This is a genomic window from Nocardioides plantarum (genome assembly GCF_006346395.1).
GTDB lineage: Bacteria > Actinomycetota > Actinomycetes > Propionibacteriales > Nocardioidaceae > Nocardioides > Nocardioides plantarum.
In genome coordinates this window covers 270,660-287,452 of sequence record NZ_VDMS01000002.1, presented here as the reverse complement: position 1 = coordinate 287,452, position 16,793 = coordinate 270,660, and the positions used below count along the sequence as shown (strand labels likewise).

The following is a 16,793-nucleotide window of genomic DNA, read 5'->3' as shown; positions in this document are numbered from 1 at the left end:
GCGGGGCTCGGGTGACCGCGTGGTGACGGACACCCCGATCCTCCACGTCGACATGGACGCGTTCTACGCCTCGGCCCTGCTCCGCGACCGGCCCGAGCTTCAGGACCGGCCCGTGATGGTCGGTGGCGGCCACCGCGGGGTCGTGCTGGCCGCCAACTACCCGGCCCGTGCGTACGGCGTCCGCTCGGCCATGACCGGCACCCGCGCTCGTCGGCTGTGCCCGCAGGTCGTCGTCCTGCAGCCCGACTACGACCTGTTCACCGCCGTCTCCGCGTCGGTGATGGAGGTGTTCCGCCGGGTCACGCCGCTGGTCGAGGCGGTCTCGCTCGACGAGGCGTTCCTCGACGTCCGCGCGGCCGGGCGCCGCGCCGGCGGACCGGTCGAGCTCGGCGAGTGGATCCGCGCGACCGTCCACGACGAGCAGCGGATCGCCTGCTCGGTGGGGGTCGCCGCCTCGATCTCGGTGGCCAAGCTCGCGAGCCGCCGGGCCAAGCCCGACGGACTGCTCGTCGTACCCCCCGACGAGGTGACCGCCTTCCTCCACCCCCTCGACGTCGGCGAGCTCTACGGCGTGGGGGACAAGACCCGGACCCGGCTCCATCGCCTCGGCCTGGTCACCGTCGGCGACGTCGCCCACACGCCCGTCGCGACATTGCGCCGCGACCTGGGGCACCACCTCGGAGGCCACCTGCACGACCTGGCGTGGGGCGTCGACGTCCGCGAGGTGAGTCCCGGGCGGGCCGGCGTGTTCGGGCACGGTGGTCCACCCGACCGCAGCATGGGCGCGCAGGAGACCTTCGGCCGCGACACCGACGACCGCGAGGTGGTGCTGCGCGAGCTGCTCCGGCTCACCGCCAAGGTCACCGCCCGGTTGCGGTCCGCCGCCGTCGCCGGACGCACGGTCGCCATCACCGTCCGCTTCGCCGACTTCACCACCATCACCCGCAGCCGCACCCTCGGCGAGGCCACCGACGTGACCCAGGAGGTCTACGCTGCCGCGGTCCGCCTCTACGACGCGCAGGGCCTGCAGCGCGCCCGGATCCGCCTCGTCGGGGTCCGCGTCGAGGGCCTGGTGCCGCGCCAGCAGGTCGAGCGGCAGGGCGTCCTCGGCGAGCGCGACCGCGGCTGGGCCGACGCCGACCGGGCCGTCGACCGGGCCGCGCGGCGCTTCGGCTCGGCCGCGGTGCGCCCGGCGTCGCTGCTCGGTCCGGGCGCCGGGAGGTGACCCCGGCGGCGTCGTACGCGGGCCGCGGGTCGACACGCCGTCGCGGACGGTGAAATCTGGGTGTCATCAATTTTCGGTCCCGCCTACCGTCCCGGGGACCGGCTGCCTAGACTTGCCCCACCCCGTGATGTATGGCCAACCTGGAGGATCCGGTGCCACTCTCCGAAGAGGAGCTTCGACTGCTCGATCAGATGGAGCGCGCTCTCGTCGAGGAGGACCCCAAGTTCGCCTCCACGCTCCGCGGCACCGCGATGCGCACGAGCGCCCGCCGCCGCCTCGCCATCGCCGGATTCGGCTTCGCCCTCGGCATCACGCTGCTCTTCGTCGGCGTCCTCACCGAGTGGTACGTCGGCATCGTCGGCTTCGTGCTGATGCTCGGCTCGGCCACGCTCGCGCTCAGCACCATCCGCACGCGCCAGGCCGCTGCGGCCGACCCGCGCGCGGGCTCCGCCCACCCCTCCGGCTTCACCTCCATCGACGGCGGGCGTCGCACCCGCCGGTCCCGCGCCGGTCGCGGTCGCGACCGGGCCCCGTTCCTGGAGCGCATGGACGAGCGCTGGCGCCGTCGCCGGGAGAACGGCGGCTTCTAGAGCCACCCGGTCCCCGGACCTCCCGGCCCGCTGCGGGCATCAGTGCGACCGCGGCTCGAGGCCGACCCGTCGTCGTACGCGAACGACGGGTCACCGTGAATTTCACGCTGACCCGTCGCCCATGGAGGACGGGTCACCCTGAAATTCACGCTGACCCGTCGCCCATGGGCGACGGGTCAGCGTGGTGATGAGGTCAGAGGACCTCGGTGCGGCCGCCGACGAGCTCGGCTGCGGGCTCGCTCTCGCCGGTCCTGCCGTCGGTCTCGGTCTCCGTCTCGGCCGAGCATCGGCGTTGGAGCACCGAGACCGGTAGCCAGCGGGCGCGGCGGCGCAGGCGGGGGGTTGCCCCGGCGACGAGGGCCTCGGCCGTGGTGAGGACGTCGGCGCGCAGCGACCCGGGCGGGACGACGTGGCCGCGCGAGTAGCGCACGCGCTCGAGCCGGTCGACGATGCGCCCGAGGGCCTCGGCGGCCTCGGGGGCGAGGTCGGGCCCGTGGGCGGGACGCTCGTCGGTCCCCTCGGGACGTCCGAACCACCGCACGACCAGGTCGCGGGTCTCGCGCGGGGAGCGACCCTCGGGCCAGGTCAGGCGCAGGTCGACCGCGGTGGCGCGCAGCTCCTCCCAGGCGGCCTCGGCCCCGCCGGCCAGCCGGCGCTCGAACTGGCGGCGCCGCAGGAGGCGGGGGAGGGCCGCGAGCAGTGCGAGGAGCAGGACGACGACGACCACCACGACGACCGGCCACGGGAACGACGAGTCGACGGCCGCGTCCTGGCCGCCGGTCGTCGGGGTCTGCGTGGTCGGCGGCGGCGCGCTGGCCGAGGGCCGCTCGGAGCGGGTGGGCTGGGTCGGCGCGGAGGCGGTCGTCGATTCGGTCGGGGACGCCTCGGTGCCGACGGGTGCCGTGGCGTAGTCGGGCTGGGACGACCCGGTGCGGTCGGCGGGCGTCGGGTCGAACCGCACCCACCCGGCTCCGGGGAAGTAGAGCTCGACCCAGGCGTGCAGGTCGTGCGAGGAGTAGACCCACGTGTCGCTGCCCTGGATCCGGTCGGGCTTGAGGAAGCCGACCGCGACCCTCGCAGGGATGCCGAGGTCACGGGCCATCACGGCCATCGCGGCAGCGAACTGCTCGCAGTAGCCCCGACGCCCCCCGTCGCGCGGGTTCAGGAAGTCGACCAGCTCGCCGGTGCCGATGCCGTCCTCGGGCGAGGAGGGCAGGTCGTAGACGAAGCCGCCGGTCTCACGGAAGAACTTGTTGAGCAGCACCGCCCGTTGGAAGTCGGTGGTCGCGCCGCGGGTCGCCTCGCGGGCGTAGGCGCCGATCGCGGCGGGCAGGTCGTCGGGCAGCTCGGTGAGGTCGTCGGAGACGGCGGCGGTCGAGGTGTTCAGCGCCAGCAGCCGCTCGTCGTCGTACGACGGCGTCGCGGCCGTCATCGAGTAGTCGAGCCCGGCGGTGGTGAGGTCGTCGTCGCTGGACAGGAAGTCGAGCGTCGCGTCGTCGAAGCGCCAGTCGCCGGGGGCGTCGATCGCGCTGATCGGCGCCTGCGTCGGCAGCCACCGCGAGCCGAAGGCATCGTCGACCGAGACGTCGTAGTCGACGTCGTCGTAGCTGACCAGCTCGGGGTCGCCGTCGAGGGGCACCGCCCCCTGCGCGACGTTGGCGCTGGGGACGTCCCGGTCGCCGGCGCTCCACTCGTTGTCGGTGAACCGGTTGAGCACCGAGATCCGCAGGTAGGAGGGGTCGCGGTCGGTGGTGCGGATCGTCACCAGGTCGACGTCCTCGCCGCGCACGAGGTCCTGACGCAGGTCGACCATCGGGTTGGTCACCTCGATGTCGCCGTCGCCGCCCTGCCCCGGGCCGACGTCGAAGACGGAGAAGCTGAAGGTCGGGATGACCACGGGCACCAGGATCGCCGCGGCGGTCGCGACCGCCCCGATCGACAGGGCGCTGGCGCGCACCGAGTCGCTGAGGCGGCGCACGGGCTCGGTGTTGCCGTCGAGCGAGCGTCCCCATCGCGACAGGTGCTCCTCCTCCTGCAGGAAGAGCATGAGCAGGAAGCCCGCGGCACTGGCCGCGAAGACCCACCACGACAGTCCGCGGTCGAGCAGGCTGATCGGCACGCTGTAGACGACGAGCAGCGGCAGGCCCGACAGGGGGACCCGGCGCAGGGTGCCGGCGCAGATGTCGACGAGGAGCATGGCCAGGAAGCCGCCGACGACGAGCAGCGGCTGCACCGAGACCTCGCTGGTCTGGGGCACGGGCGAGGCGTAGGAGTTGGCGGCGTCGAAGGCGCCGGCGAGCATCGACCAGAACCGGCCGCTGGGGTAGAGGCGCGAGGTGACGACCAGGCAGGTGACCGCTCCGCCGACGAGCAGCTGGGCAAGCACCACGACGGCGCCCGGCAACCGGCGCCACCGGGCCAGGGCTCCGGTCAGCGCGATCGCGAGCCCGACGGCGAGCAGGGCGACGAGGTAGCGCGCGGGCATCAGCGTGAAACCGCGCCACGACCACATCGCGGCCCATCCGGTCACCGCGATGGCGGCCGACATCCGCAGCTGGGCACCGAGGGCCGCGCGGTCGCGACGCCGCACGCTGCTCACGACACGACCGCCGAGCCGCGCCCGACGGTGCGGGTGGTGCGGCCGAGGTCCTGCCACACCGTCTCGAGCCGGTCGCGCGGGCCGAGGGGGACCGCCCGCCAGCCGGAACGGGAGAGGAACGGCGCCGCGCTACCGGTGCCGGCGTGCGGACCGGACCAGGCGTCGACGTCGAGCGCGATCGCCAGGGCCGCGGAGGTGTGGTGCACGATGCGGCGCAGTGCCGGTCCGTCGGACTGGTCGAGGGAGCCGAGGACGGCCACCGTCAGCCCGCCCTGCGCCTGCTCGCCCAGCCACGAGGTGTCCAGGCGCCCGCGCCCGTCGAGCTCGAGGACCGCGAGCGCCTCGAGCAGCGGGCGGGTGCTGAGGTCGGCGTCGCGCAGGTGCCACTGTCCGCCGCCAGCGCCCTTCGCGGCGGAGGCGTCCTCGCCAGAGGCCGTCACGAGCCGGACCTGGAAGCCCCGGTGGGACAGGTGGAGGGCGACGGAGGCCGCCGCCGAGACGGCGGCCTCGAGCGAGGAGGCGATGCCCTGACCGCGGTGGCTGAGCAGGCGGTTGTCGAGCAGGATCGTGGCTCGTGACTGCCAGGGCTGCTCCTCGCGGCGCACCATCAGCTCACCGGTGCGTGCCGAGCTGGGCCAGTGCACCCGGCGCAGGTCGTCGCCCTGGCGGTAGTCGCGCACGGTGACGTCCTCGGCGGAGCCCATCGCGAAGGCCCGGGGCCGGTTGTCGCCCGAGCCGGTCGAGCCACCGCCGAGGTTGATCGGGGGCAGGACGACGGTGCGGGGGGTGACGACGAGCGGGACGGTCATCCGGAACGCGCGGCCGAGCTCGACGAGCCCGAACGCGTCACCGACCCGCACCGTCATGGGGCCGATCTCGAAACGGCCGCGTACGTCGGAGCGCACCTGGTAGGTCACCTGACGCCGCCACCCGTTGCCGATCCCGTCGAGCACGAACCGCGGTCGGGTGCCGAGCACGTAGGGGACGTGGTCCTCCAGCAGCAGCACGCCGCTCGGCGTACGGCCCTCGTTGGTCAGCGCGAGGTTGACCCGGGCGGGCTGTCCGGCCACGACGAGCTGCGGGGTCACCGTGCGCACCAGCGCCAGTCGGTAGCGGGACCGGCCGAGCACCAGGGCCGTCGCCAGCGGGAGTGCGACGACGAGCACGCCGACGCGGGTCAGGGCGGGCTGTCCGAGCAGGACCGCGCAGACCACCGCGGTGGTCCCGGCGGCCAGGAAGGCCCGGCCCCGGACGGTCAGGCCGGACAGTGCCTCACGCACGGTGCCGTGACCCGGCGTCGCCGGTGGGCGGGCCGGAGGTCGGGCCCTGGGTGCTCGGCACGGGGACCCCGGCGATGATCGCGTCGAGCACGGACGCCGTCGTCCGACCCGCCATGGACGCCTCGACGCTGGGGAGCAGGCGGTGCGCGAGCACCGACGTGGCGAGCTGCTGGATGTCGTCGGGCAGCACGTAGTCGCGGCCCTGGATCGCCGCGTGGGCCTTGGCGGCGCGCACGAGGTGGAGGGTGGCGCGCGGAGAGGCGCCCAGCACCAGGTCGTCGGTGTGGCGGGTCGCCCCGGTCAGCCCCACGGCGTAGCGCTGGATGGCGGGGGAGACGTAGACCTGCCCGACGATCGCGCACAGCTTGCGGATCTCACCGGCGTCGGTGACGGCCTCGAGGTCGTCGAGCGGGCGTGCGTGCGTGTGGGTGTCGAGCATCGCGATCTCGGCGGCCTCGACCGGGTAGCCGATCGACACCCGGGCCATGAAGCGGTCGCGCTGGGCCTCGGGGAGGGCGTAGGTGCCCTCCATCTCGATGGGGTTCTGCGTCGCGATGACCATGAAGGGCACCTCGAGCTGGTACGTGTGGTTGTCGACGGTGACCTGGCGCTCCTCCATGCACTCCAGGAGCGCCGACTGGGTCTTGGGCGAGGCACGGTTGATCTCGTCGCCGACCACGATGTTGGCGAAGACGCCGCCGGGGCGGAACTCGAACTCGCGCGTGTTCTGATTGAAGATCGACACGCCCGTGACGTCGGAGGGCAGCAGGTCCGGCGTGAACTGGATGCGCCGCACCGAGCAGTCGATGCTGCGGGCCAGCGCCTTGCTCAGCATGGTCTTGCCCACCCCGGGGACGTCCTCGATGAGCAGGTGCCCCTCGGCCAGCAGCACGACCAGGGCCGCGTTGACGACGTCGGGCTTGCCCTCGATGACCCGCTCGACGTTGTGGCGCACGGCGCCCACCACGCGGCCGAGCGTCTCGAGGTCGGCTGGTGCGGCGCTCGTTGTGTCCACGTCTGCGGGGTCCTTCCTGAACCGTCGTCCGAGTGCTCCCACCGTAGGGCGTGCGGGCAACTCGTCGCACCGGACGGGCGGCGCCGAGCGGGTGCCGCGGCACCCCGCCCGCTGGGCGGTGGGGGGCCGATCGGGGAGCGCGGGGGAGGAAACGGGAGCGGATGTGGTTGACGGTGGGGGAAAGTGGCGTACTGTGGAGGAAAGTGGAGCAAGCGAGCAACGTGGTGGTGCGAGATGGCTGAGATGACCAGGACAGGGGGTGCCCGATGCGCTTCATGGGCACGTTCCGTCCCCGTCTCGACGAGAAGGGCCGTCTCTTCCTGCCCGCCAAGTTCCGCGACCGCCTCGCTGAGGGGGTCGTGGTGACCCAGGGCCAGGAGAAGTGCCTGGTCGTCTGGCCGCCCGAGGTCTTCGACGTCGAGGCCGACAAGGCCGCCGAGCGGTCCATGACCGACAAGGCCGCCCGTGGCTACCAGCGGATGTTCTTCTCCGGTGGCGACGAGGTGGTGCCCGACAAGCAGGGCCGCGTCTCGATCCCGCCGGCGCTGCGCGAGTACGCCGGGCTCGAGAAGGACGTGGTCGTCATCGGCGTCCGCAACCGCCTCGAGATCTGGAACCCCACCGCCTGGGACGACTACCAGGCCGCCGAGATCCAGCGGTTCGCCGATCTCGACGAGTCCGACTGACCCACCGCTCGGTCCCATCCCGCCCCACACCGCTCCACCCGCTGTACCCGCAGTACCCGCTGCACCCGCTGTACCCCAACTGAACAACGGATCCGTAGGACGAGGCTCTGCCCGCTCCTGCACGCCGCCGTCTGGGACACCTTCCCCGGCCCCAGAAAGCAGCGCTTCCCCAAGGCCTCCGTCCCCGCGCGGAGGTAGGCGGAGCGGGCGGGACCTGGCCCTACGGATCCACCAGCGCTCCGCCCAGCACGTCTCGCAGCACTCTTCCCAGCACCGCCCACGCACCACCCACACATCTGGGGTCGAACCGATGAGCACCGCACCCGTCACCCGTGAGCAGGTGATCCCCGACCGTCTCGCCGACCGGCGGGTCCGTCACCAGGCCCGCGACGTCGCGGTGCTGATGGCGTTCTCGCTCGCGATGTCACTGCTCTTCGCCGCGGCGTTCCTGCTGCTGGCCGGGCTGGGTCGCTGACGTGACGCGACCGCAGCACGACCCGGTGCTCCTCGACCGGGTCGTGGCCCTCCTGGAGCCCGCCCTCGACCACGAGGGCGCCGTCCTCGTCGACGCCACCCTCGGCCTCGGCGGGCACACCGAGGCCGTGCTGGCCCGATGCTCGCTGGCCCGGGTGGTCGGCATCGACCGCGACCCCCAGGCCCTCGACCTCGCCCGCGCCCGCCTCGCGCCGTACGGCGACCGCTTCACCGCCGTCCACGCGGTCTACGACGAGATCCCCGACGTGCTGCGCGACCTCGGTCTCGCCGCCGTCCAGGGCGTCCTGTTCGACCTCGGCGTGTCCTCGATGCAGCTCGACGTGCCCGAACGCGGGTTCGCCTACGCCGTCGACGCCCCGCTCGACATGCGGATGGACGGCACCACCGGCCCCACCGCCGCCGACGTCCTCAACACCTACAGCGCCGCCGAGCTGACCCGGGTGCTGCGCGACTTCGGCGAGGAGAAGTTCGCCCGCAAGATCGCCGGCGCCGTCGTCCGCCGCCGCGAGACCACGCCGTTCACCACCAGCGCCGCGCTCGTCGAGCTGCTGTACGCCGAGATCCCCGCCCCCGCGCGGCGTACCGGCGGCCACCCGGCGAAACGCACGTTCCAGGCCCTGCGGATGGAGGTCAACGACGAGCTGGCCGTGCTGCGCCGGGCCGTGCCCGCCGCCATCGACGCGATCTCGGTCGGCGGCCGGGTGGTCGTCGAGTCCTACCACTCCCTCGAGGACCGGCTGGTCAAGCAGGCCTTCACCGCGGTCACCCGCAGCGACCTGCCGCCCGACCTGCCGTTCGTGCCCGAGGGCAGCGAGCCGCCCCTGCGCCTGGTCACCCGGGGTGCCGAGAAGGCGAACGCCGCCGAGACCGCCGCCAACCCCCGCGCCGCCTCCGTCCGACTCCGCGCCGTCGAGCGCGTCCACCCCCGCACGTCCCAGGGAGCAGCATGAGCAGCACCGCCCCCCAACGGCGCTCGGACCAGGTCCGGACCCGTACGTCGTCGAGCCCCACCTCGAGTCCGACCTCGAGTCCGGCCGGGCCCGCCCGTGGCCGGGTGCGCCTGGCCGCCGTGCCGCGGCTGCGCAGCCGCGCGCCGCGCGTGCCGTTCGTGGCGCTGGTCAGCCTGCTGCTGCTCGCCGGGGTCGTCGGGCTGCTGCTGTTCAACACCTCCCTGCAGCAGGCGTCGTTCACCGCTCAGCGCCTGCAGGACCAGTCCGACGTGCTCACCGCCCGCGAGCAGGCCCTGAGCACCGAGCTCGACCGGCTGCGCAGCCCCGCCCGGCTCGAGGCCCTGGCCTGCAAGCTCGGCATGGTGATCGGCTCGAGCGCCGGCGTCATCGACGTGCGCACCGGCAAGGTCGTCGGCAAGCCCGTCGCGGCCCCGAAGGACACGACCCCGTGCGCGGACCCCGACCTGACCGGCCAGCCGTGACGCCCCGGACGCCGCCCCCTCGCCCCACCCGCCCCGCTCGTCGGCCGGCCGCCCGTCGTCCGGCCGCCCGTCGTCCGGCCGCCCGTCACCCGGTCGCGCGGCCCGGCGCGATGACCGGGCGCCTGCGCCGCGGCTCGCCCGCCTTTCGCCTGCGGGTCGGGTTCGTCTTCATCCTGATGATCCTGTCGCTGTTCGCCGCCCGCCTGGTGCAGCTGCAGGGCGTCGACCCCGGCCAGTACGCCCAGATGGCCGCGGCCGAGGGCAAGATCAGCGTGGTCCTGCCGGCCGAGCGCGGCGACATCGTCGACCGCAACGGCGAGCCCCTCGCCGACTCCATCGACGGCCTGATGATCGTCGCGGACCCGTCGCTGACCAAGAAGAGGGCGCCGGAGCTCGCGAGCTTCCTGGCGCGCCGGCTCCACCTCGACTACCTCACCGTGCTCGAGCGGCTGCGGGTGCCCGACAGCAAGTTCCAGTACGTCGCCCGCCAGGTGCCGGCCGCCCGCGCCCGCGACGTCGTCGACGCCGCCCGGGCCAAGAAGTTCGTGGGGCTCTACACCCGCGAGGACCCGGTCCGGGTCTATCCCGCCGGTCCGGTCGCGGCCAACGTGGTGGGCTTCCTCGGCGACCCCAAGAAGGACGGGTCGGCGAGCCCGGCGGCGGGCCTGGAGATCGCGTTCAACAAGTTCCTGTCCGGTCACGACGGCGAGGCGCGCTACCAGGTCGGCGCCTCCGGCAGCCAGATCCCGCTCGGCGACAACACCGTCGACCCGGCCCGCAACGGCAAGCGACTCACGCTCACGATCGACCGCGACCTGCAGTGGTACTGCCAGCAGGTGCTCGCCGAGGCGGTGCGCAACGCCAAGGGCGACTCGGGCACCGTCATCGTCGGCGACAGCCGCACGGGCGAGGTCCTGTGCCTGGCCGACTACCCGACGTACGACGCCTCGCGGCCGGACCTGTCCTCGAAGGACCGCTACGGCACCCCGTCGCTGAGCAACCCCTACGAGCCGGGCTCGGTGGAGAAGACCCTGACCATGGCCGCGCTGATCGACGCCGGCAAGGTCACCAGCAGGACCCGCTTCGAGGTGCCCGGCGTGCTGTCCGACCGCCAGGACCGACCGATCCACGACTACTTCGAGCACCCGACGCTCCGGATGACCCTGGCCGGCATCCTGGCCAAGTCGTCCAACATCGGCACCGTGATCGCGGCCGACAAGTTCGACCGCGGCCAGCTGCGCTCCTACCTCACCGACTTCGGCCTGGGCTCCCGCACCGGGGTCGGCCTGGGTGGCGAGACGCCCGGCATCCTGCCCTCCGGGAGTGACTGGACCAGCCAGGCAGGGGACCGCATCGCCTTCGGGCAGTCCTTGTCGGTCAACGCCCTGCAGATGTGGGGCGCGGTCAACACCATCGCCAACGGCGGCGAGCGCATCGACCCCAGCATCGTCAAGGGGGTCGCGTCGCTCGACGACGGCACCAAGGTCGGCACCGGCGTGGCCCAGCGTCGCCGGGTCGTCAGCCAGGACGCCGCCCGGCAGACCTCCGAGATGATGGAGCGCGTCCTGGACCCCAAGGCCGGCGTGGCGCCGCAGGCGGCCGTGCCCGGCTACCGGGTCGCGGGCAAGACCGGCACCGCCCAGCGCGCCGTCGACGGCGTCTACGACGGGTCCCTGTCGGTGTCGTTCGCCGGGTTCGCCCCGGCCGACGACCCGCGCTTCACGGCCTACGTCGTGGTGCACAACCCGCGCAACGGCGGGGGCGGTGGCTCGGTCGGTGGTCCGGCGTTCTCCAAGATCATGGGCTACGCCCTGCGCCGCTACGCCGTCCCGCCCACCAACACGCCACCCTCGCGGCTCCCCACCACGTGGTGATCCGGTGGTGATGGGCCAGGATGGGTCGGCCATGTCGACCCGCCCCCAGCACCCCGCCCCGACCTCCCTGCGCGACCTCGCCGACACCCTCGAGGGTGCCCGCGTCCTCGGTGACGACGTCGCCGTCACCGGCCTGACCCTGTCGTCGCAGCGCGTCGAGCCCGGTGACCTGTACGCCGCCCTGCCCGGCACCCGGGCGCACGGAGCCGACTTCGCCGCGGCGGCGGTGGCCGGCGGCGCGGTCGCCGTCCTGACCGACGAGTCGGGGGCCGAGCGCGGTCTGGCCGCCGGGGTCCCGGTCGTCGTGGTGGCGCAGCCGCGTGCGGTCCTGGGCGGCCTCGCCGCGCACCTGCACGGTGACCCCGCCACATCGATGCGGATGATCGGCGTCACCGGCACCCAGGGCAAGACCACCAGCACCCGCCTGGCCGAGGCCGGGCTCGAGGGGTCCGGCACCCGCGCCGCCGTCGTCGGCACCGTCGGCACCCGCATCGCGGGCACCGACGTCAAGACGTCCTTGACCACCCCCGAGGCGCCCGACCTGCACGCGCTGTTCGCGGTGATGCGCGAGCACGAGGTCGAGGCCTGCGCCATGGAGGTGTCGAGCCACGCACTGGTCATGGGTCGCGTCGACGGCGTCGTCTTCGACGTCGCGGTGTTCCTCAACCTGGGGCGCGACCACCTCGACTTCCACACCGACGTCGAGGACTACTACCGCGCCAAGGCCTCCCTCTTCGCGCCGCAGCGCGCCCGGCTCGCGCTGGTCAACCTCGACGACGAGCACGGCCGCCGTCTCGTCGGCGAGGTCGGCCGGACGTCCGTCCCGGTGCGCACCTTCGCCCTCGACGACCCGGCCGCCGACTGGTGCGCCGTCGACGTCGAGGCCCAGCGGGAGGGGTCCCGCTTCGTCGTGACCGGGCCCGGCGGGCTGCGGTTCGCGGCCGGCGTACCCCTGCCGGGTCGGTTCAACGTCAGCAACACCCTCGCCGCGATCGCGGCCGCCGCCGAGGCCGGGTTCGACCCCGAGGCCGTCGCCGGCGCCATCGCGCGCTCCGGGGGAGTGCCGGGACGGCTCGAGCGCGTCGAGGCCGGTCAGGACTTCCTCGTGGTCGTCGACTACGCCCACAAGCCCGACGCGGTCGAGGCGGCCATCGGCACGCTGCGTCCGCTGGCCGAGGCGGGCGGGGGCCGCGTCGTGGTGGTGATCGGCGCCGGCGGCGACCGCGACCCCGGCAAGCGCCCGATCATGGCGGCCATCGCCGCCGACCTCGCCGACGTCGTCGTGGTCACCGACGACAACCCCCGCACCGAGGACCCCGCCGCGATCCGGGCCGCCATGCTGGCCGGGGTCGACCCCGCCCACCGCGACCGGGTCGTCGAGATCGGCGACCGGCGCGCCGCCCTCGCGCACGCCCTCGGCCTGGCCCGCACGGGCGACGTCGTGCTGATCGCCGGCAAGGGCCACGAGACCGGCCAGGACGTCGCCGGCGTGGTCCACGACTTCGACGACCGCGTCGTCGCGCGCGAGCTGCTGCGCCACGACCACGACCAGGTCCAGGAGGCCACGCGGTGATCGAGATGCGGCTCTCCGAGATCGCCACCCACACCGGCGGCACCCTGCACGGGGACGACGTGCTCGTCACCGGGGCGGCGTACGCCGACACCCGGGCGGCCGAGCCCGGTGGGCTCTACGTCGCGGTCGTGGGCGAGCGCGCCGACGGGCACGTCTACGCCGACGGCGCCCACGCCGTGCTCGGCAGCCGACCGACGAGCGCGCCCACCGTGGTCGTCGACGACGTCACGGTGGCCCTGGGTCGGCTGGCGCGCGCCGTGGTCGACCGGCTGGCCCTGCCCGTGCTCGCGGTGACGGGCTCCCAGGGCAAGACCGGCACCAAGGACTACCTGGCGCACCTCCTGGGCCCGACCGCGGTCGGGACCCGTGGCAACAACAACAACGAGCTGGGCGTCCCACTCACCGTGCTGCGCGCCGACGAGTCCACCACCCACCTCGTGCTCGAGATGGGGGCGCGGGGCGTCGGCCACCTGGCCTACCTCTGCGAGATCGCCCCGCCCACCGTGGCCGCCGTCCTCAACGTGGGCACCGCCCACGTGGGGGAGTTCGGCGGGGTCGAGGCGATCGCGGCCGCCAAGGGCGAGCTGGTCGAGGCGCTCGACGACGACGGCGTCGCCGTGCTCAACGCCGACGACCCCCGGGTGGCGGCGATGGCCGCGCGCACGCGAGGAGGCGTGCTGACCTTCGGAGCCGACGAGACGGGCGGCGCCGGCCGCCCCGACGTGACGTTCCGTGACGTCGAGCTCGACGCCCTGGGCCGTGCCACGTTCGAGCTCGCCGCAGACGGCGCCCGGGCCCGCGTCGCCCTGCGCCAGACCGGCGCCCACCAGGTCCTCAACGCGACCGCCGCCGCCGCGATGGCCCTCGCGGTCGGCGTACCCCTGGAGACCGTGGCCCAGCGGCTCGCCACCGCCGAGGCCGCCTCGCGCTGGCGGATGGAGCTCACCGAGCGCGCCGACGGCCTGCTCGTGCTCGACGACTCCTACAACGCCAACCCCGCCTCGATGCGGGCCGCCCTCGACTCGCTGCGCGCGCTCGGCGGCGAGAGGACCCGCACCGTCGCCGTCCTCGGCGAGATGCGCGAGCTCGGCCCCGAGCACGACGCCGGGCACCGCGAGGTCGGGGAGGCCACCTCCGGGCTCGACGTCGTGGTCGTCGTCGGCGAGGCCGCCCGCGGCATCGCCGAGGCCGCGCGCGATGCCGGCGTCGGTGAGGTGATCGTCACGGCGGGCCGTGACGACGCACTCGCCTGGGTGCGGAAGAATGCGGGCGCCGGGGACGTCGTCCTCGTCAAGGCCTCGCGCGCCGCAGAGCTCGACGTGCTCGCGGCAGCGCTGCTCGACACCCCGACCGGAGGAGAACCCGCATGAGAGCGATCCTCCTCGGCGGCGGCATCGCGCTCCTCGTCTCCCTGCTCGGCACCCGCGTCGCGATCACCCAGTTCACCCGGCTCGGCTACGGCCAGGAGATCCGCGACGACGGCCCCACGAGCCACCACACCAAGCGCGGCACCCCCACCATGGGCGGCGTCGCGATCATCGGGGCCGTGATCGTCGGCTACTTCGCCGCCAAGCTGATCACCCTCAGCGCGCCCTCGGCGTCCGGCCTGCTGCTGCTGTTCCTGCTCGTCGGCTGCGGGCTGGTCGGCTTCCTCGACGACTTCATCAAGATCTACAAGCAGCGCAGCCTGGGGCTGCGCAGCAAGGCCAAGATCGTCGGCCAGACGCTGGTGGCGCTCACCTTCGGCGCCCTCGCGCTCTCGCCGTGGCTCGAGGACGAGAGCGGCCGCACCCCGGCCAGCGAGAAGATCTCGTTCCTGCGCGAGATCGACTGGCTCACCCTGCCGGTGATCGTCGCGGTGCTGCTGATCTGGGTGATCGTCACCGGCACCAGCAACGCGGTCAACCTCGCCGACGGCCTCGACGGCCTGGCCACCGGCGCGTGCGTGATGGTCTTCGGCGCCTACATGCTGGTCAACATCTGGCAGAGCTCGCAGTCGTGCGAGAACAGCCCCGGCCCGCAGTGCTACGACGTGCGCGACCCGCTCGACCTGGCCATCATCGCCGCCGCACTCACCGGTGCCTGCTTCGGCTTCTTGTGGTGGAACGCCTCGCCCGCTGCGATCTTCATGGGCGACACCGGCTCCCTCGGCCTCGGCGGCGCGCTGGCCGGCTTCGCCGTCCTCACCCGCACCGAGCTGCTGCTCCTGCTCCTCGGCGGGCTGTTCGTCATCATCACGCTCTCGGTGATGGTCCAGGTGTCGGTCTTCAAGTTCAGCCGCAAGAGCGGTCTGTTCCGCACCGTCTTCCGGGTCCAGCCCGGCCACCGGGTGTTCCGGATCGCGCCGCTGCACCACCACTTCGAGCAGCTGGGCTGGGAGCAGGTGACCGTCGTGATCCGCTTCTGGATCATCACCGGCCTGTTCGTGGCCACCGGCCTCGGCGTCTTCTACGCCGAGTGGGTCGCCCGCCTGTGAGCCCCGACGACGTCGACGTCCTCCACCGGGAGTCGTCGTGGGCAGGTGTCCGGGCCACCGTGCTCGGCTTCGGGGTGAGCGGGTTCGCCGCCGCCGACAACCTCACCCACGTCGGCGCCGACGTGACCGCGCTCGCCGACCGGGCCACGGCCGCCCAGCTCGAGAAGGCCGAGCTCCTCGAGGTCCTCGGCGCCCGCGTCGACATCCACGAGGGCGCCACCCAGGTGCTGCCCGACGACGTCGACGTGGTCGTCACCTCCCCGGGGTTCCGTCCCGACAGCCCGCTCCTGCAGCAGGCCGCGGCGCGCGGCGTACCCGTGTGGGGCGAGGTCGAGCTGGCCTGGCGGCTGCGCGGGCCCGGCCCGTCCGGCGCCCCGGCACCGTGGCTGTGCGTCACGGGCACCAACGGCAAGACCACGACCACCCAGATGCTCGACGCGATCCTGCGGGCCGCCGGCCTGCGCAGCGTCGCCGTGGGCAACGTCGGGCTGCCCATCGTCGAGGCCGTGATGGACCCCGCGCCCTACGACGTCCTCGCCGTCGAGCTCAGCAGCTTCCAGCTGCACTACACGAGCTCGATGAGCGCCGAGGCCGCCGTCGTGCTCAACCTCGCCGAGGACCACCTCGACTGGTACTCCGGCGACTGGCTCGGCACCGACACCGGCTACCAGCGGTACGCCGCCGACAAGGCTCGCGTCTTCGAGCGGGTCCAGCGGGCGTGCGTCTACAACGTCGCCGACCCGGCGACCGAGGACCTGGTGCGCGACGCCGAGGTCGTCGAGGGTGCGCGCGCCGTGGGGTTCACCCTCGGCATGCCCGGGGTCGGGATGCTCGGCGTCGTCGAGGACCTCCTGGTCGACCGGGCCTTCATCCCCGAGCGGGCCAGCAGTGCCGCCGAGCTCTGCACCCTCGCCGACCTGGCCCCCGACGGCGGCACTCCCGCGCCGCACGTGGTCGCCAACGCCCTCGCCGCCGCCGCGCTCGCCCGTGCCCACGGGGTCAGCCAGGAGGCGGTGCGCGACGGCCTGCGCGGCTTCCGCCTCGACGGCCACCGCATCGCCACGGTCGCCACCGTCGGGGGCGTCCGCTGGGTCGACGACTCCAAGGCCACCAACCCGCACGCCGCCCAGTCGTCGCTGCAGGCCTACGACCCCGTGGTCTGGATCGCCGGAGGGCTTGCCAAGGGCGCGGCCTTCGACGAGCTGGTCCGCTCGGTCGCCTCCCGGCTGCGCGGGGTGGTCCTCCTCGGGCGCGACCGCGCGGTGATCGCCGAGGCGCTTTCGCGACACGCCCCCGATGTGCGGGTGATCCAGATCGACGCGCCCGACACTGGTGATGCTCCAACGATCAACGGCGGACCCGACCTGATGCGACGGGTCGTCGCCGCGGCCGCAGACCTGGCCGTGGCCGGCGACACGGTGCTCCTGGCCCCCGGGTGTGCCTCGCAGGACCAGTTCACCGACTACGGCGCCCGGGGAGACCTGTTCGCCGCAGCCGTACACGGCCTTCCTTCCCCCTAGGCACGTCTAGACGCCGGCACGAGCACGA

Annotated in this window: 14 protein-coding genes; 11 read left to right on the top strand and 3 right to left on the bottom strand. The window is 73.7% G+C overall.

Annotated elements, in window-relative coordinates; translation table 11 throughout:
• The first annotated feature begins 19 nt into the window (after nt 1–19).
• Both dinB and FJQ56_RS13350 read left to right on the top strand, forming a co-directional pair.
• A complete protein-coding gene (gene dinB / locus FJQ56_RS13355; protein ID WP_246084148.1) occupies nt 20–1,225 on the top strand; it encodes a DNA polymerase IV in 1,206 nt (401 codons plus the stop codon).
• A gap of 152 nt (nt 1,226–1,377) precedes the next feature.
• The gene (locus tag FJQ56_RS13350; protein ID WP_140010060.1) at nt 1,378–1,815 is read left to right on the top strand and encodes a DUF3040 domain-containing protein; all 438 of its coding nucleotides are present in this window, start codon (nt 1,378–1,380) and stop codon (nt 1,813–1,815) included.
• Nucleotides 1,816–2,008: 193 nt separating this feature from the next.
• Here the strand turns inward: FJQ56_RS13350 and FJQ56_RS13345 are convergent, their stop codons facing one another.
• Genes FJQ56_RS13345 through FJQ56_RS13335 form a run of 3 tightly spaced genes read right to left on the bottom strand, consistent with a single transcriptional unit; the run spans nt 2,009 to nt 6,709 of the window.
• On the bottom strand, nt 2,009–4,414 hold the full coding sequence (locus FJQ56_RS13345) for a transglutaminase TgpA family protein (protein ID WP_140010059.1): 2,406 nt from the start codon (nt 4,412–4,414) through the stop codon (nt 2,009–2,011).
• The gene (locus FJQ56_RS13340) at nt 4,411–5,694 is read right to left on the bottom strand and encodes a DUF58 domain-containing protein (RefSeq protein WP_140010058.1); all 1,284 of its coding nucleotides are present in this window, start codon (nt 5,692–5,694) and stop codon (nt 4,411–4,413) included. The genes FJQ56_RS13345 and FJQ56_RS13340 overlap by 4 nt, the downstream gene beginning before the upstream one ends.
• Nucleotides 5,687–6,709: an AAA family ATPase gene (locus FJQ56_RS13335; RefSeq protein ID WP_140010057.1), complete on the bottom strand. Its 1,023-nt coding sequence runs from the start codon at nt 6,707–6,709 to the stop codon at nt 5,687–5,689. Before FJQ56_RS13335 ends, FJQ56_RS13340 begins: the two co-directional genes overlap by 8 nt.
• Nucleotides 6,710–6,975: 266 nt before the next feature.
• Here FJQ56_RS13335 and mraZ point away from each other — a divergent pair, with 266 nt between their 5' ends.
• The 9 genes from mraZ to murD all read left to right on the top strand — a co-directional run bounded on the left by mraZ (nt 6,976) and on the right by murD (nt 16,765).
• Nucleotides 6,976–7,395, top strand: a complete 420-nt coding sequence (gene mraZ / locus FJQ56_RS13330) for a division/cell wall cluster transcriptional repressor MraZ (RefSeq protein WP_140010056.1) — start codon at nt 6,976–6,978, stop codon at nt 7,393–7,395.
• Between the two features lie 310 nt (nt 7,396–7,705).
• Nucleotides 7,706–7,870, top strand: coding sequence for a hypothetical protein (locus FJQ56_RS22190; protein WP_170215404.1), 165 nt, complete (start codon nt 7,706–7,708; stop codon nt 7,868–7,870).
• Nucleotide 7,871: 1 nt separating this feature from the next.
• A complete protein-coding gene (gene rsmH, locus FJQ56_RS13325) occupies nt 7,872–8,840 on the top strand; it encodes a 16S rRNA (cytosine(1402)-N(4))-methyltransferase RsmH (RefSeq protein ID WP_140010055.1) in 969 nt (322 codons plus the stop codon).
• Nucleotides 8,837–9,322: a cell division protein FtsL gene (gene ftsL, locus FJQ56_RS13320; protein WP_140010054.1), complete on the top strand. Its 486-nt coding sequence runs from the start codon at nt 8,837–8,839 to the stop codon at nt 9,320–9,322. The genes rsmH and ftsL overlap by 4 nt, the downstream gene beginning before the upstream one ends.
• Nucleotides 9,323–9,432: 110 nt before the next feature.
• Nucleotides 9,433–11,196 (top strand): peptidoglycan D,D-transpeptidase FtsI family protein, encoded by a 1,764-nt coding sequence (locus FJQ56_RS13315; RefSeq protein ID WP_140010439.1) that lies wholly within the window; start codon nt 9,433–9,435, stop codon nt 11,194–11,196.
• Between the two features lie 31 nt (nt 11,197–11,227).
• Nucleotides 11,228–12,769: a UDP-N-acetylmuramoyl-L-alanyl-D-glutamate--2,6-diaminopimelate ligase gene (locus tag FJQ56_RS13310; RefSeq protein ID WP_140010053.1), complete on the top strand. Its 1,542-nt coding sequence runs from the start codon at nt 11,228–11,230 to the stop codon at nt 12,767–12,769.
• 5 nt (nt 12,770–12,774) lie between these two features.
• Nucleotides 12,775–14,139, top strand: coding sequence for a UDP-N-acetylmuramoyl-tripeptide--D-alanyl-D-alanine ligase (locus FJQ56_RS13305; protein WP_246084183.1), 1,365 nt, complete (start codon nt 12,775–12,777; stop codon nt 14,137–14,139).
• Nucleotides 14,136–15,245, top strand: coding sequence for a phospho-N-acetylmuramoyl-pentapeptide-transferase (gene mraY, locus FJQ56_RS13300; RefSeq protein WP_140010051.1), 1,110 nt, complete (start codon nt 14,136–14,138; stop codon nt 15,243–15,245). Before FJQ56_RS13305 ends, mraY begins: the two co-directional genes overlap by 4 nt.
• The gene (murD, locus tag FJQ56_RS13295) at nt 15,242–16,765 is read left to right on the top strand and encodes a UDP-N-acetylmuramoyl-L-alanine--D-glutamate ligase (protein WP_140010050.1); all 1,524 of its coding nucleotides are present in this window, start codon (nt 15,242–15,244) and stop codon (nt 16,763–16,765) included. Before mraY ends, murD begins: the two co-directional genes overlap by 4 nt.
• Nucleotides 16,766–16,793 lie beyond the last annotated feature (28 nt).